This window comes from Streptomyces sp. NPDC096176, assembly GCF_044763255.1.
Lineage (GTDB): Bacteria > Actinomycetota > Actinomycetes > Streptomycetales > Streptomycetaceae > Streptomyces.
Window position 1 is genome coordinate 39,919 of record NZ_JBIWFV010000008.1, and the last position, 22,063, is coordinate 61,981.

The window sequence follows — 22,063 nt, forward strand, 5'->3', positions numbered from 1 at the left end:
GCCTATGCCGGGACCGCCGGTTCGCGGCGGCTGTCGGACCAGGCCGACCAGAGTTCGGCGTAGCGGCCGCCCGCCGCGACGAGTTCGTCGTGGGTGCCCGTCTCGACGACGCGGCCCTGGTCCAGGACGACAACGCGGTCCGCGGTCGCCGCCTGCGGGAGGCGGTGCGCGACCATCAGGCCCGTGCGGCCCTCCAAAGCGCGCAGGGCGGCGGTCTCCAACACGCGGGCACCCGCGCTGCCGGCGTCCGCGGTGGCCTCGTCCAGGATCGCGATGGGCGGGTCGGCGAGGACAAGACGGGCGAGGGCCAAGTGCTGGGCCTGGGTGACCGTGAGGCGATGGCCGCCCTCGCCCACGACCGTGGCCAGGCCGTCGGGCAGCGCGTCGACCCAGTGGAGGGCGTCGACGTGGGCCAGCGCGGCGCGCAGCTCCTCGTCCGTCGCCTCGGGGCGAGCCAGTCGCAGGTCCTCGGAGAGGGGGCCGGCGAAGACGTGGACTTCCTGGCTGATGAGGGTGACCGCCTGCCGGACCCCGGCCGGGCCCAGCTCCCGGGAGTCCACGCCGCCCAGGGCGATGGTTCCGGTGGCCGGGTCGTGGACGCCCGCGATCAGCTTCGCCAGTGTGGTCTTTCCCGCGCCGCTGGCGCCGACCAGGGCCACGCGTTCGCCGTCGCGCACCTCCAGATCCACCGCCCGAAGCACGGGGTGGCCGTCCACGTACGCGTGGCCGAGGTCCTTCACCTTGACCGAGCCGTCCACGGGCGCGGCGGCCCGCCCGTCGGGCTCCCGTTCGGCCGGGAGGCTCGACACCCCGACGAGGCGGGCCAGGCTCGCCCCCGCTGACTGGGCGTCGTCGATGAGGAAGAGCGCCGCGTTGATCGGGTTGAACAGGCCGTGGAAGTAGAGGGCCGCAGCCGTTGCCGTACCGATGCTCACCGAGTTGCTGTCGACGAGGAGGAATCCGGTGACGAGGATCGACGTCATGCCGATGAACTCGGCGATGTTCAGGCGGGAGAAGAAGCCCGAGACGAGGCGCATTCCTCGTGCCGCCAGGTCGACGGCCGTCTGCGACCGCTGTTCCAGCAGTCCTGCGTGCCGGCCGTTCAGCCGGAACGCCCGCACCGTGCGGACGCCGCCGACGCTGTCCAGCAATTGGTGCTGCAGGGCGCCGGTCGCCACCCGGTGCGCGGCGTAGATGCTCGCGGCGCGCGGGATGTACCACCGCACTGTGAGGACGTGGACCGGGACGGCGACCAGGATGGCGAGCAGGAAACGCCAGTCGAGCACGGTGAGACCCACCAGCGTGAGCACGATGGTGAGGAAGGCGCCGGCGAACTCGGGCAGTGCCTGCCGTACCGCCTTCGCGATCAGGGTGACGTCGCCCGTCACCCGCGACGTCAGGTCGCCAGAACCGGCCTGCTCCACCCGTTCGAGCGGCAGCCGCAGCGCCCGCGCGATGAACCGTTCACGCAGGTCCGCGAGGACCGTCTCGCCGAGCCTGGCGACCAGGGACTTGCCGATCGCGGTCGCGACGCCCCTGGCGACGGCGACCGCGAGGAGGAGCACCATGGGCACGGTCAGCGCGGCCGCGCCGCGCTGGTCCACGACGAGGTCCACGATGCGGCCGAGCAGCGGGGCGGTCAGCAGGCCGATGCCCGTGCCGACGACCAGTACGGTCACCGCGCCCACCGTCAGCAGCCGGTGACGGCGCAGCAGCTTCCGGACGACGGAGAGGGTCTGGGCGCCGGTGGCGGTGGGCAGGAGCTCGCGTTCGGGCGTGCCGGGTCCGCTCATCGTCCGTCCGTCGTCCTTCTCGTGTCGGTCCTGCGGGTCTTGGTTCTGGGCCGTCGTCATGCCAGTACCGCCGAGCGGTAGCTCTCGTGGGCGCCGACCAGCTCGGGGTGGCTGCCCTCGGCGGCCACGCGGCCGTCGTCGAGCATGACCACGACGTCGGTGCCGGCGAGCAGGGCGGGGCTGGTGGTCACCAGGACCGTCGTGCGGCCCCGGCGCAGGTCGCGCAGCCGGGCCGCGATGCGGGCCTCGGTGACGGTGTCGACGGCGGTGGTCGGGTCGTGGACGACGAGGACAGGCGGGTCGGCGGCCAGGGCCCGGGCGAGCGCGACGCGTTGGCGCTGGCCGCCGGACAGCGACCGGCCGCGTTCGGTGAGGACGGTGTCCACTCCCTTGGGCAGCGCCTGTGCGACGTCGTCCGCCGCTGAGGCGGCCAGCGCCGGATTCACGTCCGCCCCGTCGTTGTCCGCTCCGGCACGTACGTTGGCGAGCAGGCTGTCCTCGAACAGGTCGGCGTCGTGGTGGGCGACCAGGATCGTGCGGCGGGCGTCGCCGGGGTCGAGGTCGCTCAGCGGTACGCCGTCGAGCTCGACGGTGCCTGCGGCCGGGTCGACTTCGCGGCCCAGGCACAGCAGCAGGTCGTTCGCGGCGGCCGGGTCTCGGGTGACCACGCCGACGACGCTGCCGGGGGCGATGTCGAGGTCGACACCCCGCAGCGCGCCCTGTGTGACGCCCCGCAGCCGCAGCCGCCCGACGAGCGGGTCGGGAAGAGTGGCCGTCCCGGCGGCGACGGCGGGAGGCGAGGCGAGGACCTCGGCGATCCGATCGGCCGAGGCACGGCCCTGGGCGAACTCGCCGTTGACATAGGTGAGGAGCTGGAAGGGGCCGAGGAGGTACTGGGCGAGGCCGACGGCCGCCACCAGGTCACCCACGCTGATGGTGCCGCGCATCGCCAAGTGGGCACCGACGAGTCCGATGACCGCGATGAAGATGCCCGTCAGGGCGAGGATCGCGCCGTCGTGCCAGGCCCGGCTGCCGGCCGCTCGGAGGGCGGCAGCGAGAGAGCTCCGGCTCGTCTCCCGGTACCGGGAGACCGCCGCGTGTTCGGCGCCGATGCCCTTCAGGACACGCAGGCCGGCGACCAGGTCCGCGGCGACCCCGGAGGCGTGGGCCGCGTGCTCCTGCTCGGCCTCGCTGCGCCGCTCGAGCGGGCGGCTGATGAGGTGGCCGATCAACAGCATGGGCGGGACGCCGAGGAGGACGGTCAGACCGAGCGGCACGGAGATACGGAGCAGCGCCACCGCGCTGATGGCCAGTCCGGCGATCGCGGCCAGTGCGTACGGCAGTGCGGAGGCGACCGAGCCGACGCGTCGGGCGTCGCCGGTCGCGACGGCGGTCAGCGCGCCGGGCAGCCGTCCGGTGTCGGCGCCGCCCCGCGGGTCGAGCACCCGGGCGGCGAGGTCCTGTCTGATCCGGTGCGCGGCGCTTTCGGCCGCGCCTTCGGTGAGCCGTGCGGAGTTCCGGTAACACGTGGACAGCACCAGGAAGACAACGGCGAGTACCAGCAGCCAGCGCAGAAGAGCGCCGGAGGAACCGGTCGCCACCGCCTCGTCGATGACCAGACCGATGACGACGGGGACGAGGGCCTCGCACGCCTGGTGCGCCATGCCGAGGGCCGACGCCCCGGCGACACGGCGGCGCTGATCGGCGAGCGCTCTGCGGAGGACATGGCCCCCCGTTGGTCCTCCAGCGGGCATGCGGCGCCTCCACAAGAAAGGGCTGGATGGTTAGGTAAGCCTACCTTAATCGGGGCTTGTGCCAAGGGTGCGCGTGGGGTCCTGGCGGCGGCCCGCTCGGCGGGTGTCGACGCAGGTCGCATCGCCGCGTTGACCCCGCCGTGGCCGTGCGGTTAGGCTCACCTAAGTTCACTTGCTCGTCTGTCATGTCGCTTGCCGCATACCAGTGTTCAACGCTTCGCGCGGTGCGCGGGGCACTCGAAACCGCCGCCAGGGGAGTGGTCGTTGTCCGTCGAAGCCCAGGCGGCATCCGCAAACGAGACCCGTGGCCCCGTCGAGCCCGTCGTGTCCACGGCGCGCCCGTCCGTGGTGGCCCTGCGCGGTCTCGGGCTTCTCGTCACGCTCGGCGCGCTCGCCCTCGTCGGCCTGGTCAGTGTCTGGGTGGGCACCAGGGGGATTCCGTTCGCCGCGACATGGGACCTCCTGTGGCAGTCCGACGGGTCGGAAGCCTCCGTCATCGTCCACGACTACCGGATCCCCCGCACCCTCCTCGGCCTTCTCGTCGGCATGGCCCTCGGACTGGCGGGCGCCCTGATGCAGGCCCTGACACGCAATCCGCTCGCCGACCCCGGACTGCTCGGAGTGAACCTGGGCGCCTCCTCGGGCGTCGTCGTGGCCATCGCCTTCCTGGGCGTCGCCGCGCCCCTCGGCTACGTGTGGTTCGCCCTCGCCGGTGCCGCCGCCGCGTCGGTCGGCGTCTATCTCCTCGGCTCCTCCGGGCGGAAACTGGCCACACCCGACCGGCTCGTCGTCGCGGGAGCGGCGGTGACCGCGGTGCTGTACGCCTTCAACTGGGGCGTGCTGCTGTTCGATCCGGAAGCGTTCGACCAGTTCCGCTTCTGGACAGTGGGCTCTCTCGCGGGCCGGTACTACGACATCGTGCTCCTCGTCCTGCCGTTCGTCGCCTTCGGTCTGATCGTCGCCTTCCTGCTCGCCCCGTCCCTCAACGCCCTTGCCATGGGCGACCAGATGGGGCGGGCCCTGGGTGTGAACGTGGGCCGCACCCGCGTGCTGGCGGCAGTCGCCGTGATGCTGCTGTGCGGCGCCGCGACCGCCGCCGTCGGACCGATCAGCTTCGTGGGCCTGGCCGTTCCGCACGTCGCCCGGTTCGTCGCTGGAGCCGACCAGCGTTGGGTGTTCGCGTACTCGATGCTGCTCGCGCCCGTCCTGCTCATCGGCTCGGACGTGCTGGGCCGTGTGCTCGGCGCTCCGGGCGAGGTGCAGGTCGGCATCGTCACCGCGTTCATCGGCGCGCCCCTGTTCCTCGCGCTGTGCCGCCGTCGAAAGCTGGTCATGCTGTGAGCGCCGTACAGGAGGGGAAGACCTCCGTGCCCGGACCCGCGCACACCCCTGCCCCCCGTGTCATCAGCGGCCGCGTCCTGCGCACCGGCGCGGGCGGCGTCTCGCTGCGCGTGCAGGGCCGGACCGTCGCCGTGACCGTCGGGCTGCTCGTCTCGCTCGTCCTCGTCATGGGCGTCACCCTGACCACCGGCGACTTCCCGCTCACGGTCGCAGAGGTCGTCCGGGCCCTGACCGGCAACGGCTCCGGAGCCGCCGACTTCGTCGTCAACACCCTGCGCATGCCGCGGATCCTGACCGCGGTGTTCGTCGGCGCGGCCCTCGCGGTGAGCGGAGCGATCCTGCAGAGCCTCACCCGCAACTCGCTCGGCAGCCCCGACATCATCGGCTTCACCAACGGCTCCGCCGTGGGCGCGCTCGTCGTCATCATCGTGCTGCACGGCAGCATGACCCAGATCGCGCTCGGCGCGCTGATCGGCGGCCTCCTCACGGCCCTCGCCGTTCACCTGCTTCTGATCGGCCGCGGGCTGCAGGGTTTCCGGCTGGTCGTCATCGGAATCGGCGTCAGCGCCCTGCTGCTCGCCGCCAACTCGTACCTGATCACCCGGGCGACCTTCCAGGAGGCACAGGAGGCCCAGGCATGGCTGATCGGCAGCCTGGGGAACCGGCTGTGGATGCACGCCAACGCCATCGGTCTCGCCCTCGCCGTCCTGCTGCCGCCCGCCTTTCTCCTGTCCCGCCGCCTCTCCATGGTGGAGATGGGGGACACCACCGCCATGGCGCTCGGCATCAACGTGGGGCGCACCCGAACGGTCCTCCTCGTCATCAGCGTCGCCCTCGCCGCGTTCGCCACCGCCGTCACCGGCCCCATCTGGTTCATCGCCCTGGCCGCTCCCCAAGTGGTCCGCAGACTCACCGGATCGTCAGGACCCGCGCTGCTGCCGTCCGCCCTCATGGGTGCCGTCCTGCTCGCCGTGAGCGACCTCGTCGTGCAGCGGGTCTTCGCACCCGCACTCCTCCCTGTGGGCACGGCGACCGGCGCCATCGGCGGGCTGTACCTCATCTGGCTGCTGATCACCGAGTCGCGAAAGAGCCGCGCATGACTGCAACGAACTCCCCGCAGCCCCGGCTGCGTGCCGACGACCTCACGCTGTCCTACGACCAGCGGACGGTGGCCACCTCCCTGAGCGTCGACATCCCCGACCATTCCTTCACGGTGATCATCGGTCCGAACGCCTGCGGCAAGTCCACGCTGCTCACGGCGCTGGCGCGGATGCTCAAGCCCAAGGCCGGGAAGGTCTACCTCGACGGCGCCGCCATCTCCTCGTACCGCTCGCGTGAAGTCGCCCGCCGACTCGGCCTGCTCCCGCAGTCCTCCAGCGCGCCCGGCGGCATCACGGTCGGCGACCTCGTGGCCCGCGGCCGGTACCCGCACCAGCGGCTGCTGAAGCAGTGGTCCGTGGAGGACGAGTCGGCCGTCGTCGAGGCAATGCGGCAGACCGGGGTACTCGAACTCGCCGACCGACCCGTGGACGACCTCTCCGGGGGCCAACGGCAGCGCGTCTGGCTGTCGATGGTGCTGGCGCAGCAGACCTCCATCCTGCTGCTGGACGAACCGACCACATACCTCGACATCGCCCACCAGGTCGAGGTGCTCGACCTGTGCGCCGAGCTGCACGCCCGCAAGGGTCACACCGTCGTGGCGGTCCTGCACGACCTCAACCAGGCGTGCCGCTACGCCACTCACCTCGTCGTGATGCGGCCCGGCGGAGTCATCGCCGCGCAGGGCGACCCGGCCACCGTCATGACCGCCGAGCTCGTCGAGGACGTGTTCGGCCTGCCCTGCCGGATCATCGACGACCCCGAGACCGGCACCCCCCTGATGATTCCGGCCGCCCCCAGGCGGTTCGAGCCGGAGGCCGGAACGTGCGGCAGCGCGGACCCGGCCGCCGACGCCGTGCTCGCCGAAACCCCCTAGGGACGGACGGACTGCGCATGATGCTGTGCACGAGGCTGACGAACGCGCGCATCCTCACCATGGATCCGGACCACCCGGTCGCCCACGACCTGGGCATCTGGCGGGGCCGGATCGTGGGCCTGGACGAGGCCGTGACCGCACTGCCCGCCCGCGAGGTGATCGACCTCCAGGGCGCCACCGTCCTGCCGGGATTCATCGACAGCCACGTCCACCTGGCGTGGACGGGCCTCAAGGCGAGCTCCCCGAGCATCGCCGGCCTCGAACGCGTCGAGGACGTCCTCGACGCCGTGGCGGACGCCGCCCTGCGCACACGCGCCCCCGGCGCGTGGGTGAGCATCGGCGGCTACGACCAGCGGGTCCTCGGCCGGCACCTGACCGCGGCGGAACTCGACCGAGTCAGCCACGGCCGCCGCGTGTTCGTGATGCACGACTCCGGCCATGCCTGCGTGGTCAACAGCGCCGTGCTCGACCTGCTGCCGGCCGGCGTCCCCCACGACGACGGCGTCCTCGTGGAGAGCGCGATGGGCGCCGTACGGAACCTGCGCCTGCCGTACTCCCAGGTGGAGCTCGCCGACGCCATCGAGCACGCCGCACGCGTGTGCCTCGCCGAAGGCATCACGGCCTGCGCCGAGGCCGGCATCGGCGGCGGCCTGCTGGGCCACAGCCCCGTCGAGCTCGGCGCCTACCAACTCCTGCGCGACCAGGGCCGTCTGCCCCTGAGGATCCAGCTCATGCCGGGCGGCGACACCCTTCGACCGCTCGGCGCGCACGACCACGACGGCATCCCGCGCGCGCTCGACCTGGGCCTGCGCACGGGGTTCGGCGACGACTGGCTGTCGGTCGGCGCTCTCAAGATCTACACCGACGGCGGCATGATGGCCCGTACGGCCGCTCTCACCTCGCCCTACGAGGGCATGACCCACACGGGCCAGCTCCAGGACGACCCCGAGCGCCTCACCTCCCTCATCGTCGACGGCCACCTCGCCGGATGGCAGCTCGCCGTCCACGCGATCGGCGACCGCGCCGCGGACCTCGCCCTGGACGCCCTGGAACGGGCCCAGACGCTGCGGCCCCGGCCCGACGCGCGTCATCGCATCGAGCACGCCGGGCTCATCCGGCCCGACCAGCTGCCCCGCTTCGCCCGGCTCGGGCTCAGCGCCGTGATCCAGCCCAACTTCCTGCGCTACTTCGGCGACGACTACGCGGCGATCATGGGCTCGGAGCGGGCGCCCTGGATGTACCGCGGCCGGGCGTTCCTCGACCACGGCGTCACACTTGTCGGCAGTTCCGACCGGCCGGTCACCGACGGATCTCCGCTGCGGGCCGTCCAGTTCATGGTCGAGCGGGCCTCCCTCTCCGGGCAGCTCATCGGGCCCGAGGAGACGATCACCGTCGACGAGGCACTGCGCGCCTACACGGTCGCCGGGGCGTACGCCTCACGATGGGACGACAGTGCCGGCACCCTCACCCTCGGCAAGCGCGCCGACTTCGTCGTCCTCGGCGACGACCCGCACCACGTCGATCCGTCCGGGATCGGCGACATCGAGGTCGTCGCGACCTTCGTGGACGGCCGCGAGGCGACGGAGGGCCGGAAGCTGTGAGGCGGCATGGAGCATGCGGGACGACCGTGCTGGTAGGGACGCATCCCGCTCAGCTGGGAACGACCGGGCTGCCCGCGCCCTGGGAGCCCGGGCAGACCGGCGCACACCTGTGGGCCGTGCGGGTCGGCGCGTACGCGGCCGACGCCCTGGCGGGGGACGGGCTGCTCGACCCCGGCGAACGGGCCAGGTGCCAAGCCTTCGTGCGGGATGCCGACAGGGTCCGGTACCGCGTCGCGCATGTGGCGCTGCGCCGGCTGCTCGGGGCCTATCTGGACCGGAATCCGGCGGCCGTACGCTTCGTCCGCGAGCCGTGCCCCGGGTGCGGAGAGCCGCACGGCCGGCCCGCCGTGCCCGGCGCGCCCCTGCACTTCTCGCTCTCCCACGCCGGTGACGCCGTTCTGCTCGCCTTCGCGGGCGTACCGGTCGGCGTGGACGTCGAGGAGGTACCGACCGCCGACGCGGCGGCCGAGGTGGCGGCCGTGCTGCATCCGGCCGAGCGGGCCGAACTGGCCGCGCTGCCACGGTCGGAGTTCCGCGCGGCGGTGGGCCGCTGCTGGTCCCGCAAGGAGGCGTATCTGAAGGGCGTCGGCATCGGTCTCGGTGAGCTGCCGTCAGTGACGTACGTGGGCACGGGCCGGGTACCGGGGGATGTGCCGGCGTGGACCGTGGCCGACGTGGCGTGCCCGCCGGGCTACGCCGCCGCCTGCGCCGTCCGTACGGCGGAGGCGACTTGAGCAACCTGGTTAGGTAAGGCTAACCTTGCTTGACTGTGTTTCACCGGGACGGCACGGCGCACCAAGACGGCGTCCCGCACGGTGGAGCCGAGGAAGGAACGCCTTGATCACGGCCACGCCGGGCCCCGCCACGCTGCTGCCCGACGCGCCCCACCCGACATCCTCCGTCCCCATTCTGCCGGTGCGCTCCGCCCGACCGCAGGACGCCGCGGCACTCGCTGCTCTCTCCGAGCCGTTCGTCCGCTCCGGTGCACTGCGAGCCCGGCCGTTCCAGGTCTACGCCTGGCACGCCACGGACTTCCTGGTGGCCGAGGCTCCCGACGGAACGATCGACGGCTGCCTGGCGCTCCGTCACCACCCCGACCCGACGCGCGACGCGCGGGTGACCGGGGTCCTGTACAACTTCTGCGTCGTGCAGTACAGGCAGGGCAGCGGGCTGGGCGCACAGCTCCTGTCCGCCGCGCTGGCCGAAGGCCGCGCGCGGGCACTTGACGTGCTGTTCACCGCGACGACCGGCAGCGGCCGGCTCTTCCTCCACCACGGCTTCGTCGAGGTCTCCCCCCATCTCGCCCCGAAGACCTGGGCGCGGTCGCTGGACCCGCGACGCAACGCCAAGGTCTTCGCCTGCGCCTTGTGAACACGACCTCGGCGCCGGCACGTACGGCGTGCACCTTCCGGAGGTGCTCACCGGCGGCCAGCCGCCCAAGCTGCGCGCCACGGACGAGCGGGGCTGGTTCCGCTTCCAGCGGCTGTACGACACGGCCCGCTCCTGCCTGCCGACGGGGCGGGTGGAAAGGGATTTGGGCGAACGGCGGCCGACCGGCCCGCTTACCCGACCGTGAGGCTGCGTGCGCACGGCAGGCACAACAACGGGCAGGGCCCGAGCCGGACGGCTCGGGCCCTGCCCGTTGAGACGTGGGGCGTCAGGCGCCCAGAATGCAGGGCAACTCCTTCACCAGCGCGGCGATTTCCTCCTCCGTGACCGTCAGGGCCGGAGCCAGCCGTACGGTCGACGTGCCGGTCGCGGTGATCAGGAACCCGGCATCCTGAGCAGACCGCTGCACGCGTGCCGCCACCGGTTCGGCGAGGCCGACACCCAGGAGCAGGCCCGCGCCCCGCACCTCCCGCAGGAGGGGGCGCCCCAACTCCTCAATACCCCGCCGCAGTTCCGCGCCCTTGCTGACGACCTGCGAAAGCAGGTCCTCAGCCTCGACGGTCTCCAGTACGGCGAACCCTGCCGCGCACGCCACGGGGTTGCCGCCGAAGGTCGACCCGTGGTCCCCGGGGCCCAGCAGATCGGCCGCCCTCCCGAACGCCAAGGTGGCGCCGATCGGCAGCCCGCCGCCGAGGCCCTTCGCGAGGGTCACCACGTCGGGAGCCAGGCCGGGCACGGACTGATGGGCGAACCAGTGCCCCGTCCGGCCGATGCCCGTCTGCACCTCGTCCAGGACCAGCAGCGTCCCCGTGGCGTGTGTGATCTCCCGCGCCGCCCGAAGATACCCCGGCGGCGCCGGCACGACCCCCGCCTCGCCCTGGACAGGCTCCAGGACGACGGCTGCGGTGTCCTCGGTGACGGCGCCGCGCAGGGCCTCGACGTCTCCGAAGGGTACGTGCGTGACCTCACCGGGCAGCGGCAGGAACGGGTCGCGTTTGGCGGCCTGCCCGGTGAGGGCCAGAGCGCCCATGGTGCGTCCGTGGAACCCCTGCTCGGCGGCGACCATGTGGGTGCGCCCGGTCCGCCGGGCGATCTTGAACGCCGCTTCCACCGCCTCCGTACCGGAGTTGGCGAAGAACACCCTGCCCGGCCGCCCGAACAGGGCAACCAGCCGCTCCGCCAGGGCAACGGCCGGCTCCGAGACGAAGAGGTTCGACACATGCCCCAGCCGGGACACCTGGGCGGTGACCGCTTCGACCACAGCCGGATGCGCGTGCCCGAGTGTGTTGACCGCGATCCCGCCGGTGAAGTCCGTGTAGGCACGGCCCGATTCGTCCCAGACCGTGCTGCCTTCACCGCGGACGAGCGCCGGCCGGGGAGCGCCATACGTGTCCATCATGACCGCGCTCCAGCGGTCCGCGAGTGACGCAGCGCTGTTGTCGGCGGTCATGTGAGGTCCTCCTTGGACTCGGGGGCCTCGTCCGGGAGGACCGTCGTGCCCGGGCCCTCCTCGGCGAAGACGCCGCGCAGCAGGGCGTGCGGCACCCGGCCGTCCAGCACATGGGCTTTGCGGACGCCCGCACGCACTGCCCGTAGACAGCTCTCCATCTTCGGGAGCATGCCGCTCGCCAGCCCCGGCAGCAGCGCGTCCAGTTCACCGGCCGTGAGCCGGCCGATCACCTCGGTGCTGTGCGGCCAGTCCGCGTACAGCCCCTCGACGTCGGTCAGCACCACCAGTCTTTCCGCGCGGAGCGCGACGGCCAGTGCCGACGCCGCGAGATCGGCGTTGACGTTGTAGACCTCCCCGTCCGCACCGCGCGCGATGGGTGAGACGACGGGGATGCGGCCCTCATCGAGCAGGGTGCGTACCGTGGCGGGCTCCACGGCCACGACCTCTCCGACGAGCCCGATGTCGACCGGCTGTCCGTCCACCAACGCCGGGCGTCGTACGGCCGTCATGGTGTGCGCGTCCTCGCCCGACATGCCCACGGCGAAGGGGCCATGAGCGTTGAGGGCGCCGACCAGCTCCCGCTGGACCTGACCGGTCAGCACCATGCGGACCACGTCCATGGTCTCGGGCGTGGTCACACGCAGCCCCGCCTCGAACCGGACCTCCAGGTCGAGCCGGTCGAGCATCGCGCTGATCTGCGGTCCGCCGCCGTGTACGACGACCGGACGCAGTCCCGCGTGCCACAGCTCCACGACGTCCTGAGCGAACGTCCGGTGCAGCGCGGGGTCCACCATGGCGTTGCCGCCGAACTTGACGACCACGGTGCGGCCCTGGAGCTCCTCCAGCCACGGCAGGTCGGCGGCCGCGGCGGGTCGGCCGGCCGGGAGCGATCTCATCCGTGTCGTCCCCTGCCCGTTCATGAGCTGTACGCGCTGTTCTCGTGGACGTACTCGGCGGTGAGGTCGTTGGTCCAGGTCACCGCGGAGGCGTCGCCGGCGCACAGATCCACCGTGATCGTGATCCGGCGGCCCGACAGGTCGACCTTGTCCCTGGACTCGCCCGCCGCGCCGTTCCGGCACACCCGGACGTCGTTGATCGCCACGCCCAGGCTGTCGGGATCGTAGGCGGCCGACGTGGTGCCGATCGCGGACAGGACCCGCCCCCAGTTCGGGTCCTCCCCGTGCAGCGCGCACTTGAGGAGGTTGTTCCGTGCCACCGACCTGCCCACCTCCACGGCGTCAGCCTCCGAGGCCGCGCCGACGACGGCCACCTCGATCTCCTTGGACGCACCCTCGGCGTCGGCCACCAGCTGCTGAGCCAGATCCAGGCACACCGTGTGCACGGCCTCTGCGAACTCCGAGGGACCGGGTGCGACTCCCGAGGTGCCCGACGCGAGCAGCAGCACGGTGTCGTTGGTGGACATGCAGCCGTCGGAGTCCACCCGGTCGAAGGTGGTGCGGACCGCCTCGCGGAGCGTCGAGTCCAGAGCGGCCGCGCCGAGGTCGGCGTCCGTGGTGAGGACGACCAGCATGGTGGCGAGACCGGGAGCGAGCATGCCCGCGCCCTTGGCCATACCGCCCACGGTCCAGCCGTTCCGGGTCACCACGGCGGTCTTGTGCACGGAGTCCGTCGTCTTGATGGCGACGGCCGCGTCCTGCCCGCCGTCGGCCGACACCCGCTCCGCGGCGGTGTCGATGCCCGCCGTGACCCGGTCCATCGGCAACGGGACGCCGATGAGACCGGTGGAGCACACCGCGACGTCGTTCGGATCCACATCCAAGGCGCCCGCCGTGCGCTCGGCCATCAACTGCGCGTCGGCGGCGCCCACCGGCCCTGTACAGGCGTTGGCGCCACCGGAGTTGAGGACGACGGCCGAAATACGGCCGTCGGCCAGCGCGAGCCGGGACCAGCGCACGGGCGCGGCCTGCACACGATTGGAGGTGAAGACGCCGGCGGCGGCGCGCGACGGCCCTCGGTTCACCACGAGGGCCAGATCACGGTCACCGGACTCCTTGATGCCGGCGGCTACACCGGCGGCAAGGAATCCGCGGGCAGCGGTCACGCTCACGGAGCGACTCCATTCGTGGGCAGGCCCAGCCGTTCCGGCAGGCCGAGGGCGACATTCATGCACTGCACCGCTCCACCGGCGGTGCCCTTCGTCAGGTTGTCGATGGCGCTCACGCAGATCAGCCGGCCGGAGTCCGGGTCCACGGCGATCTGCACCTGCGCGGTGTTGGAGCCCGCCACGGCTGCGGTCGAAGGCCACTGTCCGGGCGGCAGCAGCCGCACGAACGGCTCGTCGGCGTACACCGCTTCGTAGGCCGCGCGCACCTGGTCCTCCGCGGCCGCGGCAGCGTCCGCCCGCAGGCGCGCCGAGCAGGTGGCGAGGATGCCCCGGGGCATGGGAGCGAGGGTCGGGGTGAAGGAGACCGTGACGTGTTCGCCCGCCACCAGGGAGAGGTTCTGCGTCAGCTCGGGCGTGTGCCGGTGGCCGCCGCCGACTCCGTACGGGCTCATGGAGCCCATCACCTCGGCGCCGAGCAGCTGCGGCTTGAGCGCACGTCCGGCGCCCGACGTTCCACTGGCCGCGACGATCACGGCCTCCGGCTCCACGAGGCGGGCGCCGTAGGCGGGGAACAGTGCCAGCGTGACCGCCGTCGGGTAGCAGCCGGGCACGGCGACCCGGCGACTGCCCGACAACTCCTCACGTACGCCGGGAAGTTCAGGAAGCCCGTACGGCCACGTCCCCGCGTGCTCGGAGCCGTAGAAGCGTTTCCACTCGGCGGCGCTCCGCAGCCGGAAGTCCGCGGCGCAGTCCACGACGAGGGTGTCGTCCCCGAGGGAACGCGCGAGCGGCGCGGATTCACCGTGCGGGAGGGCGAGGAACACGACGTCGTGTCCGCGCAGGACCTCGGCAGAGGTCGGCTCCAGCGTACGGTCGGCGAGCGAGCCCAGATGCGGATGCGTGTCCCCGACCCGGCGCCCCGCACTGCTGTGGGCCGTCACGGCGCCGATGTCCACGCAGGGATGGGCGGCCAGGAGGCGCAGCAGTTCACCGCCGGCGTAGCCACTGGCCCCGGCCACCGCGACCCGTACGGTCATCTTCGTTCCGTCTTTCCTTGTGTGAGAAGGAGCTCTCTGTATGGGGGGAGCTCGTGTCCGGGGAGGCCGACGAAGCGGGCTCTTACGCGTTCCGCGTCGCCTTCTGGAGCAGCAGGTCGCGCAGCAGTGTGTCCGTCGTGCAGGCCACGCGGCTTCCAGGCGCCCACCGCAGGGCCATGGTGTGTTTCTCCGCGGAGAAGTCGGCCACGGCATCCGCGACCACGAAGGGCTGAATGTCGTTCATGAAGGCGTCGGCGGCCGTCAGGAGGACGCCGAGGTGCGCGTGCACACCGCAGATGATCAGTTGGTCCCGCCCCTCCACACGCAGCAGTCTGCCCAGATGGCTCCGGAGGAAGGCGTTGTGACGCACGTTCGCCATCAGGTGTTCGCCGGGGCGCGGGGCCGGCGGGGCGATGATGGCCGCGGCGTCGGGCGTCCTGAAGGACAGGCGGTGAAGCCGCTCCGAAAGCCGCGCGTTCGATCGGACGGTGAAGGTGAAGTCCTTGCCCCGCATGAGCTTGGGGACGGTGACCTGCCGGCCGTGTCCCACTCTGTCTCCCCACACGTTCGTGATGACCGGTTGCGCTGTGAACGGTTGCGCCTTATCCGAGTTGAGGCACGAGGAGTCGGCTGATCTGCTCGCCCGCTTCCGCGGCGTTACGGGCCGGTGCCGCGAACAGCAGGCGCAGGTCGCAGTGACCGATGGGGTATTCGCAGCGCAGTGTGATGCCGTGGCGATCGAGGGCCAGCGGCACGGCCCGGGTGAAGCCCTGCGGGACGCGGGGCCCGGCGAGCGCCACGAGTCCGGCCAGCATGTCCTCGTGTGCGTCGGCGAGATGAGTGAGCATCTCCGCTTCCTCGATCGCGAGCGGATCGGGGGAGGCCGACGTCATCTCGTCGAGCCCCACCTCGACCGTCTCGGCCGGTGTGCTCAACGTGACGCGCGCGGTGTCGAGGCGCAGTGTTGTGGCGTCCCCGCGCCTGTCCGGTGTCAGCCACCCCGAGACCCTGACCCGGGCCCGCACGCGGGCGCGTGTCGCGGTCGGCGTGATGTCCGTGAACTCCAGCAGGGCGGCGAGACTGCCGCGCGGTGCGTGCTCCATCTGGGAGGCGAGCGGGCTGTCGACCTGCGGGTGCAGCGTGATCCGCCCCCTGCGGCTCACGGAGTGCATGCCGATCAGGTCGTACGCCTGGCCTTGCGTGGTGAGGGACAAGGAGACGGCGCGGGCGACGACGGAGCGGACCTGTTCCGCCGCGGTCGGCTGGGTCGGCTCGGTCGGCGGTGTCTCGGCTGCGGTGCTCACTGGACTCCATGCGGTACGGGTTGGATCGGTGCGCCTCCAAGGGACGGCGGCGCAGGGTGCCCAGCCGCTCTCCGGCGGAGCGGGGCAGGGCGGTCGGGGTGGTGGCCCGCCTCGTCCCGGTGGTGGTCCGGAAAGCGGAATGCAGGAGGTCGTGTGCCGGTATCGGCTCGGTGTTCTTCCGGCGTGAGCCACAACCCCATTGAGCGAAGTAAGGCTAACCTTACTTGATAGCCCTGTCCATGCGGATGTGAACGATCCGCGGGGTGTGCACGCGCGGAATGTGCCCCCAAGGACGAGGATCCGCGAATGTTTTCCGACGCGAACACCGCTTACATCCGGCCACCGCGCCGCTACGATGACAGCCGCCGCGCCGGCAACCCCTCCACGGGCTTCGCCCCCGACGAGAGCGCCGACCGGTTCTGTCTGCTCGGACCGGCCCAGGCGCACGCCCACCGGCGCGAGGCACTGCGTGACCTGGGCGTCGACCAGTTCGCCGTTCCCACCATGCACGACGCGAAGCAAGCCTGGTGATCGACGCGCACGATGGGGAGATCACCCGGTCCTGAAACCGGCCCTGAACCGCTGATCCGGCCTGATCCGATTGAGGGGGTCCTGCCCGTCATGACCGCGACCGTCCCGCCCGTGCCCCCGTCTGGATCCCTGTCCGAGCCGTCGGGACGCGTCGAGCTGCCACCGGGTACCAGCTTCCCCGACGGCCGCTTCGTCAATGACGACCTGCTGCCGGTGCCCGTCGCCCGCCGCCGCTGGACCACCTACAACTTCGCGGCCCTGTGGGTCGGCATGGCCCACAACATCCCCTCCTGGCTGCTCGCCTCCGGCCTGGTCGCGCTCGGCATGGACTGGAAGCAGGCCGTCTTCACCATCGCCCTGGCCAATGTCATCGTGCTGCTGCCGATGCTGCTGACCGGGCACGCCGGCCCCAAATACGGCATCCCCTTCCCGGTCCTCGCCCGCGCCTCCTTCGGGCTGCGCGGTGCGAATCTGCCCGCGATGATCCGGGCCGGGGTGGCCTGCGCCTGGTTCGGGATCCAGACCTGGATCGGCGGCCAGGGAATCTTCGTCCTGCTCGGCAAGATCTTCGGCGGCTGGGCCGAGGTGTCGAAGGTGGGCGGCCAGCCGTGGACGCTGTGGGTCTGCTTTCTCCTCTTCTGGGCGCTCGAACTCGCCATCATCTACCGGGGCATGGAAACCCTTCGCCGCTTCGAGAACTGGGCTGCGCCGTTCGTGATCGTGGGTGCGCTGGTGCTGCTCGGGTGGATCGCCGCCAAGGCGGGCGGCCTCGGTCCGCTGCTCGACCAGCCGTCCCGGCTGGGCTGGGGCGCCGAATTCTGGCCGGTCTTCTTCCCGTCCCTGATGGGCATGATCGCCTTCTGGGCCACGCTCTCCCTGAACATTCCCGACTTCACCCGCTTCGGCGCCGGTCAACGTGCCCAGGTGTGGGGCCAGACGCTCGGCCTGCCCACCACCATGACGCTGTTCGCGCTGCTGTCGGTGTTCGTCACCTCCGGCTCGCAGGCGGTGTACGGCGCGGCGGTCTGGGACCCCGTCGCACTGGCCGCCAAGACCGACAACGTCTTCGGACTGTTGTTCGCCCTGGTGACCGTGCTCATCGCCACTATCTCGGTGAACATCGCGGCGAACGTCGTCTCGCCGGCGTACGACCTGGCCAACCTGGCGCCCAGGTTCGTCAACTTCCGCACCGGAGCGCTCATCACGGGCGTCGTCGGAGTGCTGATCATGCCCTGGAAGCTGACCGAGACGCCCGAGCTCTACATCTTCACCTGGCTCGGGCTGGTCGGCGGGCTGCTCGGCACGGTCGCGGGCATCCTCATCGCCGACTACTGGCTGCTGCGCCGTACCGTCCTGGACCTGCCGGCGCTGTACACGCCCGGCGGCCGCTACTGGTACACCGCCGGCTGGAACCTGCGCGCGGTAGCCGCCTTCGTGGTGGGCGGGGTGCTCGCGGTCGGCGGCTCCCACTCCGCCCCGGGCAAGGGTCCCTTTCCCGAGGACGGACTGATCCCCTTCCTGAGGCCACTCGCCGACTACGGCTGGGCGGTGGGCCTCGCGGCGTCCCTGGTGCTGTACGTGGCGCTGATGGGGGCCGGGCGGAGCCGGACGACGCCGGCGTGAGGCCGGCTCGGCGCCGGGTGGAGCAGCCCGACGACCCCGGCGTGAGAGCGGCTCGGCGCCGGGTGACCGTGCAGGTGTGAGAGCAGCTCGGCGCTGGGTGACCATGCACGAGCGGGAGCGGCTCAGCGCCGGGCGCGCTGGGCCGCCACCACCTGCCGCAGGGTGCGGTCGCCGGCACCGCCGCGCTGGACGCGCTCGGCGAAGCCCGGGAACTGACCGGCGATCGCGCTCAGCAGCCGCAACTCCACCGGCGCGACGTTGATTTCGGCGACGTCGCGCTCCACGGCCCGTACCACCCCGGCGACGACCTGCCGCGGCGACACGGTCCGCATGCCCGCCGGGGGCTTCGCGCCGGTCGCGGCGAACATGCCGACGTCCCGCACGAAACCGGGCTGGACGATCGACACGCCGACGCCCGTGCCGTGCAGGTCCTGGCGCAGCCCGAGCGCGAAGCCGCGCAGTCCGAACTTCGTCCCGCTGTAGAGGGACGCCGACTTCGTCGCGGCCTTGCCCGAGATGGAACCGACGAAGGCGAGATGACCGCTGCCGGCCTCGACCATGGCAGGCGCAAGCAGGCGCGCGAGCACGGCGGGGGCGCGCAGGTTGACGGCGAAGGCACGGTCGACCTGCTCGGGGGTGTAGTCGAGCAGATCGCCGCTGGAGGGCAGTGCGGCGTTGGCGATCAGGATGTCCGTACCGGCGGCCTCCTCGGCGAGTCGTTCCACATCGGCCGCTTCGGCCAGATCGGCGACGACCGCGCGGGCGCCGTGTCGCTCCGCGAGCGGTTCGAGGGCCTCGGCGCGGCGGCCGCTGACGATCAACTTGGCTCCCCGCGCGGACAGTTCGGCGGCGAGCGCGCCGCCGATACCGCCTGTCACTCCGGTGAGCAGAACGGTTGCTCCGGTGATCCGCATCTGGTTACCCTCCAGTTCTGTTCGTTCGAACGAACAATAGGGAGGCGGTCGCAGCGTGTCCACAGACGAATTCGGCGGACTGGCGGAACACATCAGGGCCTTGGCGGCCGGCGAGACAACGTCGGAGGCGCTCGTCATGGGCGTACTCACCCGAATCCAGGCGACGCAGGGCACCATCAACGCCTTCCGCACCGTCCGATTCGAGCGGTCACTCGAAGAGGCGCGGGACGCCGACCGACGGCTCCTGGCAGGGGAGCGGCTGCCGCTGCTCGGCGTACCGATCGCCGTCAAGGACGACACCGACGTCGCCGGCACGCCCACCTACTTCGGCTGCGCCGGTGACATCCCGGAGGCCACGGCCGACGGCGAGGCCGTCCGCAGGCTGCGCGCCGCCGGCGCCGTCGTCGTCGGCAAGACCAACTCCTGCGAACTCGGCCAGTGGCCCTTCACCGAGGGCCCCGCCTTCGGCGCCACCCGCAACCCCTGGTCCACCGGCCACACCCCCGGCGGTTCGTCGGGCGGGTCCGCCGCAGCCGTCGCCGCGGGTCTCGTGCCCGCGGCCCTCGGGTCCGACGGCGCCGGCTCGATCCGCATCCCGGCCGCCTGGACCCACCTCGTCGGCATCAAGCCGCAGCGCGGCCGCGTCTCCGTCCACCCGTACACCGACTGCTTCCAGGGCCTCACCGTCAACGGGCCCCTCGCCCGAACCGTCGCCGACGCGGCTCTGCTGCTCGACGCGGCGTCCGGCGCGCATCCCGACGAGCCGTACCACCCCGACGCCATCGACGCCTCGGCCGCCGCCCGCCGCGACCCCGGCCGACTGCGCATCGCGCTCGCCCTGCGCCCGCCGCTCACCCTCACCGGTGCCCGCCCGCACCCGGAGGTACGGCGGGCGGTCACCGACCTCGCGGAGACCCTCGCCCGTCTCGGCCACCAGGTCGAGGAGGCCCGCCCCCGCTACGGGCTCATCGGCCTCAGCTTCCTGCCGCGCGCCGCCACCGGCATCGCCGAGTACGCCGACCGGCACCCCGACCCTTCGCTCCTCGACGCCCGCACCCGGTCCTCCACCCGCTCCGGGCACCGGCTCGGCGGCCGTGCCGTGCGAGCGGCCCGCGCACGAGAGGCGGCTCAACACCGGAGGATCGGCGGGTTCTTCGACCACTACGACGTCCTGCTCACCCCCAGCACGGCCACCCCGCCCCCGCGCGTCGGCGCCTTCGACGGACTGTCCGCGCAGCGCACGGACGTCGGCATCGCCGCCGCCTGCCCCTACGCATGGCCATGGAACGTCCTCGGCTGGCCCGGTGTGAACGTGCCGGCCGGCTTCACCCACGACGGCCTTCCCGTCGGGGCCCAGTTGCTCGGGCCGGAAGCCGGCGAGGAGCGGCTCATCTCCCTCGCCGCCCAGCTCGAGGCGGAGCTGCGATGGCACGAGAAGCGCCCGCCCACCCCCGCGACCAGCGAAAGCGTTCCGATGGGACAATGACGGCATGTCCACCGCCGCCCGTTCCGCGCCCACCAGGCAGCGCATCATAGAAGCCGTCCTGCTCATCATCGGCAGGGACGGTGTGGCGGCAGTGACCAACCGGCGCATAGCCAAAGAGGCAGGAGTCTCGCTCGGCTCGGTCACTTACCACTTCGAGACGCAGCACGAACTGCTGCGCGAGAGCCTTCTGCACTTCGTGCGCGACGAGACCCGCCGCTTCACCGAGCTGGCCGACGGATGCCGACGCGAGGGCATCGACATCGCGGGCGCTGCTGCCCTCGCCGGCCAGGTCGCGGGCGGAATCGGCTTCGACAACGGTCACATCGCGACGTTCGAGCTGTACGTCGAGGCCGGCCGCGACGAGCGCCTGCGGGAGGCCGCCGCCGAAGCCTTCGCGGCCTACGACCGGCTGGCCGTGGAGATCCTGACCGGCCTCGGCGTCCCCGGCGCGGAGCGGCTCGCCACGACCACGGTCGCCCTCGTGATGGGCCTTCAGCTGCGCCGGCTCGCCACCGGCGGGCCGGCGGAGGACCTGGTGGACGCGCTGCTGCTGCTCGCGCGTGGCGCGGTCGGCCCCGAGGCGCTCAACCTGCCCACCGGGCAGTGACCAGCCACACCCTCGCCCTTTCGACGCGCTGCGCGCCGGGGCGGCGGGATTCCTGCTCTAGGACGTGGAGCCCGAGGCACTGTTGCAGGCCGTGCGGGTCGCCGCCCGCGGTGACGCGCTGCTGTCGCCGGCCATCACCCGCCGGCTGATCGGCGAGTTCGTCGCCCGCCCACCGGACCGCTCGAGCGCGCCCGGTATGGAGGCGCTCACCCGCCGTGAACGCGAGGTCACGGCGTTGGCGGCGAGGGGGTCGAGCAATGAGGAGATCGCCGCCCACATGGTGATCAGCCCGTTCACCGCCAAGACGCACATCAGCCGCGCGATGGCGAAGCTCGGCGCCAGGGACCGGGCCCAACTGGTCGTCTTCGTCTACGAATCGGGACTGGTCGAGCCGTGCGACCAGCCCGGTCGGGGTGAGCAGCCCCGCCGCGCGGGCGTCGGTGGCGCAGGCCCTCGAAGCGGCGGCCCTTGATGCGCGCCCGCCACCCCAAAATTACCCTGAAAGGGTGCATATCGCTCGCCGGAGCTTCCTGTATGTGCTGGCCGCGGGGCTGCCGCTGGGTCTGCTGCCCGCGCAGGCCTCCGCGACCGCCGTCCCGCGGCTGTCGGCCACCATCAGCGAGGTGTCCGCGGCCCGGCTCGGTGCGAGCCATGAAGCCGGCTGCCCGGTGCCGCCGTCCCGCCTGCGGCTGATCGAGATGAACCACTGGGGCTTCGACGGCCGCATCCATCGAGGCGAGCTGATCGTGCACCAGGACGTGGTCCGGCCCGTGCTGCGCGTCTTCGGCAAGGCCTTCGAGGCACGCTTCCCGATCCACCGCATGCGCAGCATGGCCGAGTACGGCGGCAGCGACACGAAGGCCATGGCGGACGACAACACCTCCGCCTTCAACTGCCGCCGCGTCATCGGTGATTCGAGCCACCTGTCACGGCACTCCTATGGCGACGCCATCGATATCAACCCCGTGGAGAACCCGTACGTGGACCGCGCCGGCGACATCCACCCCCGGCCGGCGAGCAGCACCTGGACCGCGACCGGCACGTCAAAGGCATGCTCAGGCCCGGCGACGTCGTCACCACCGCGATGAACGAGGCCGGTTGGGAATGGGGCGGCCACTGGTCCCCGCCCGACTACCAGCACTTCTCGGCCGACGGCACCTAGGACCGGCGTTGCCCGGCGGCGGTCGGCACTC

At 72.1% G+C, this 22,063-nt stretch carries 19 protein-coding genes and 3 pseudogenes; 13 read left to right on the forward strand and 9 right to left on the reverse strand.

The window, feature by feature from the left end:
• Positions 1–2: 2 nt before the first annotated feature.
• Both ACIQ7Q_RS22540 and ACIQ7Q_RS22545 read right to left on the reverse strand, forming a co-directional pair.
• Positions 3–1,853, reverse strand: a complete 1,851-nt coding sequence (locus tag ACIQ7Q_RS22540; RefSeq protein ID WP_403864914.1) for an ABC transporter ATP-binding protein — start codon at positions 1,851–1,853, stop codon at positions 3–5.
• On the reverse strand, positions 1,850–3,547 hold the full coding sequence (locus tag ACIQ7Q_RS22545) for an ABC transporter ATP-binding protein (RefSeq protein ID WP_403864915.1): 1,698 nt from the start codon (positions 3,545–3,547) through the stop codon (positions 1,850–1,852). The genes ACIQ7Q_RS22540 and ACIQ7Q_RS22545 overlap by 4 nt, the downstream gene beginning before the upstream one ends.
• 264 nt (positions 3,548–3,811) lie before the next feature.
• Here ACIQ7Q_RS22545 and ACIQ7Q_RS22550 point away from each other — a divergent pair, with 264 nt between their 5' ends.
• The 7 genes and pseudogenes from ACIQ7Q_RS22550 to ACIQ7Q_RS22580 form a co-directional block, all read left to right on the forward strand.
• Entirely contained in the window at positions 3,812–4,888 is a 1,077-nt protein-coding gene (locus ACIQ7Q_RS22550; protein ID WP_403864917.1) for a FecCD family ABC transporter permease, read from the forward strand.
• Positions 4,885–5,988, forward strand: a complete 1,104-nt coding sequence (locus tag ACIQ7Q_RS22555) for a FecCD family ABC transporter permease (RefSeq protein ID WP_403864920.1) — start codon at positions 4,885–4,887, stop codon at positions 5,986–5,988. Before ACIQ7Q_RS22550 ends, ACIQ7Q_RS22555 begins: the two co-directional genes overlap by 4 nt.
• A complete protein-coding gene (locus tag ACIQ7Q_RS22560) occupies positions 5,985–6,863 on the forward strand; it encodes an ABC transporter ATP-binding protein (protein ID WP_403864923.1) in 879 nt (292 codons plus the stop codon). The genes ACIQ7Q_RS22555 and ACIQ7Q_RS22560 overlap by 4 nt, the downstream gene beginning before the upstream one ends.
• Before the next feature lie 20 nt (positions 6,864–6,883).
• Complete coding sequence (locus ACIQ7Q_RS22565) at positions 6,884–8,464, forward strand: amidohydrolase (protein ID WP_403865810.1); 1,581 nt, start codon at positions 6,884–6,886, stop codon at positions 8,462–8,464.
• 29 nt (positions 8,465–8,493) lie between these two features.
• Positions 8,494–9,198, forward strand: a complete 705-nt coding sequence (locus ACIQ7Q_RS22570; protein WP_403865813.1) for a 4'-phosphopantetheinyl transferase family protein — start codon at positions 8,494–8,496, stop codon at positions 9,196–9,198.
• A gap of 103 nt (positions 9,199–9,301) precedes the next feature.
• A complete protein-coding gene (locus ACIQ7Q_RS22575) occupies positions 9,302–9,835 on the forward strand; it encodes a GNAT family N-acetyltransferase (RefSeq protein ID WP_403864926.1) in 534 nt (177 codons plus the stop codon).
• Between the two features lie 13 nt (positions 9,836–9,848).
• Positions 9,849–9,974, forward strand: a pseudogene (locus tag ACIQ7Q_RS22580) (adenosine deaminase); the annotation flags it as partial.
• A gap of 147 nt (positions 9,975–10,121) precedes the next feature.
• On the opposite strand, the gene ACIQ7Q_RS22585 reads toward ACIQ7Q_RS22580, so the two are convergent.
• The 6 genes from ACIQ7Q_RS22585 to ACIQ7Q_RS22610 all read right to left on the reverse strand — a co-directional run bounded on the left by ACIQ7Q_RS22585 (position 10,122) and on the right by ACIQ7Q_RS22610 (position 15,709).
• The gene (locus tag ACIQ7Q_RS22585; protein WP_403864929.1) at positions 10,122–11,303 is read right to left on the reverse strand and encodes an acetylornithine transaminase; all 1,182 of its coding nucleotides are present in this window, start codon (positions 11,301–11,303) and stop codon (positions 10,122–10,124) included.
• Complete coding sequence (argB, locus tag ACIQ7Q_RS22590; RefSeq protein ID WP_403864932.1) at positions 11,300–12,199, reverse strand: acetylglutamate kinase; 900 nt, start codon at positions 12,197–12,199, stop codon at positions 11,300–11,302. Before argB ends, ACIQ7Q_RS22585 begins: the two co-directional genes overlap by 4 nt.
• Positions 12,200–12,219: 20 nt before the next feature.
• Complete coding sequence (gene argJ / locus ACIQ7Q_RS22595; protein ID WP_403864935.1) at positions 12,220–13,371, reverse strand: bifunctional glutamate N-acetyltransferase/amino-acid acetyltransferase ArgJ; 1,152 nt, start codon at positions 13,369–13,371, stop codon at positions 12,220–12,222.
• Positions 13,368–14,405, reverse strand: a complete 1,038-nt coding sequence (argC, locus tag ACIQ7Q_RS22600; protein ID WP_403864937.1) for an N-acetyl-gamma-glutamyl-phosphate reductase — start codon at positions 14,403–14,405, stop codon at positions 13,368–13,370. The genes argJ and argC overlap by 4 nt, the downstream gene beginning before the upstream one ends.
• An 82-nt stretch (positions 14,406–14,487) precedes the next feature.
• A complete protein-coding gene (locus tag ACIQ7Q_RS22605; protein WP_403864941.1) occupies positions 14,488–14,955 on the reverse strand; it encodes an isochorismatase family protein in 468 nt (155 codons plus the stop codon).
• A gap of 52 nt (positions 14,956–15,007) precedes the next feature.
• Positions 15,008–15,709, reverse strand: a complete 702-nt coding sequence (locus ACIQ7Q_RS22610) for a DUF2470 domain-containing protein (RefSeq protein ID WP_403864944.1) — start codon at positions 15,707–15,709, stop codon at positions 15,008–15,010.
• 306 nt (positions 15,710–16,015) lie between these two features.
• On the opposite strand from ACIQ7Q_RS22610, the gene ACIQ7Q_RS22615 reads away from it, so the two are divergent.
• Positions 16,016–16,240: a hypothetical protein gene (locus ACIQ7Q_RS22615; protein WP_403864947.1), complete on the forward strand. Its 225-nt coding sequence runs from the start codon at positions 16,016–16,018 to the stop codon at positions 16,238–16,240.
• A 90-nt stretch (positions 16,241–16,330) separates the two neighbouring features.
• A complete protein-coding gene (locus tag ACIQ7Q_RS22620; protein ID WP_403864950.1) occupies positions 16,331–17,863 on the forward strand; it encodes an NCS1 family nucleobase:cation symporter-1 in 1,533 nt (510 codons plus the stop codon).
• Between the two features lie 122 nt (positions 17,864–17,985).
• On the opposite strand, the gene ACIQ7Q_RS22625 is transcribed toward ACIQ7Q_RS22620, so the two are convergent.
• Complete coding sequence (locus tag ACIQ7Q_RS22625; RefSeq protein WP_403864953.1) at positions 17,986–18,777, reverse strand: SDR family NAD(P)-dependent oxidoreductase; 792 nt, start codon at positions 18,775–18,777, stop codon at positions 17,986–17,988.
• Positions 18,778–18,832: 55 nt separating this feature from the next.
• On the opposite strand from ACIQ7Q_RS22625, the gene ACIQ7Q_RS22630 reads away from it, so the two are divergent.
• The 4 genes and pseudogenes from ACIQ7Q_RS22630 (at position 18,833) to ACIQ7Q_RS22645 (ending at position 22,032) form a co-directional block, all read left to right on the forward strand.
• Entirely contained in the window at positions 18,833–20,263 is a 1,431-nt protein-coding gene (locus tag ACIQ7Q_RS22630) for an amidase (RefSeq protein ID WP_403864956.1), read from the forward strand.
• A gap of 4 nt (positions 20,264–20,267) precedes the next feature.
• Positions 20,268–20,870 carry a TetR/AcrR family transcriptional regulator gene (locus tag ACIQ7Q_RS22635; protein ID WP_403864959.1) on the forward strand — a complete coding sequence of 201 codons (603 nt, stop codon included), beginning with the start codon at positions 20,268–20,270 and terminating at the stop codon, positions 20,868–20,870.
• Positions 20,871–20,889: 19 nt separating this feature from the next.
• Positions 20,890–21,342 (forward strand): annotated as a pseudogene (locus ACIQ7Q_RS22640) (LuxR C-terminal-related transcriptional regulator); the annotation flags it as partial.
• 391 nt (positions 21,343–21,733) lie between these two features.
• Positions 21,734–22,032, forward strand: a pseudogene (locus tag ACIQ7Q_RS22645) (M15 family metallopeptidase).
• The last annotated feature ends 31 nt before the right edge of the window (positions 22,033–22,063 follow it).

Coding starts and splice junctions, on each gene's coding strand:
- ACIQ7Q_RS22540 (WP_403864914.1), bottom strand. CDS start 1,853: ATGACGACGGCCCAGAACCAAGACCCGCAGGACCGACACGAGAAGGAC.
- ACIQ7Q_RS22545 (WP_403864915.1), bottom strand. CDS start 3,547: ATGCCCGCTGGAGGACCAACGGGGGGCCATGTCCTCCGCAGAGCGCTC.
- ACIQ7Q_RS22560 (WP_403864923.1), top strand. CDS start 5,985: ATGACTGCAACGAACTCCCCGCAGCCCCGGCTGCGTGCCGACGACCTC.
- ACIQ7Q_RS22565 (WP_403865810.1), top strand. CDS start 6,884: ATGCTGTGCACGAGGCTGACGAACGCGCGCATCCTCACCATGGATCCG.
- ACIQ7Q_RS22585 (WP_403864929.1), bottom strand. CDS start 11,303: ATGACCGCCGACAACAGCGCTGCGTCACTCGCGGACCGCTGGAGCGCG.
- argB (WP_403864932.1), bottom strand. CDS start 12,199: ATGAGATCGCTCCCGGCCGGCCGACCCGCCGCGGCCGCCGACCTGCCG.
- argC (WP_403864937.1), bottom strand. CDS start 14,405: ATGACCGTACGGGTCGCGGTGGCCGGGGCCAGTGGCTACGCCGGCGGT.
- ACIQ7Q_RS22615 (WP_403864947.1), top strand. CDS start 16,016: ATGTTTTCCGACGCGAACACCGCTTACATCCGGCCACCGCGCCGCTAC.
- ACIQ7Q_RS22620 (WP_403864950.1), top strand. CDS start 16,331: ATGACCGCGACCGTCCCGCCCGTGCCCCCGTCTGGATCCCTGTCCGAG.
- ACIQ7Q_RS22625 (WP_403864953.1), bottom strand. CDS start 18,777: ATGCGGATCACCGGAGCAACCGTTCTGCTCACCGGAGTGACAGGCGGT.
- ACIQ7Q_RS22635 (WP_403864959.1), top strand. CDS start 20,268: ATGTCCACCGCCGCCCGTTCCGCGCCCACCAGGCAGCGCATCATAGAA.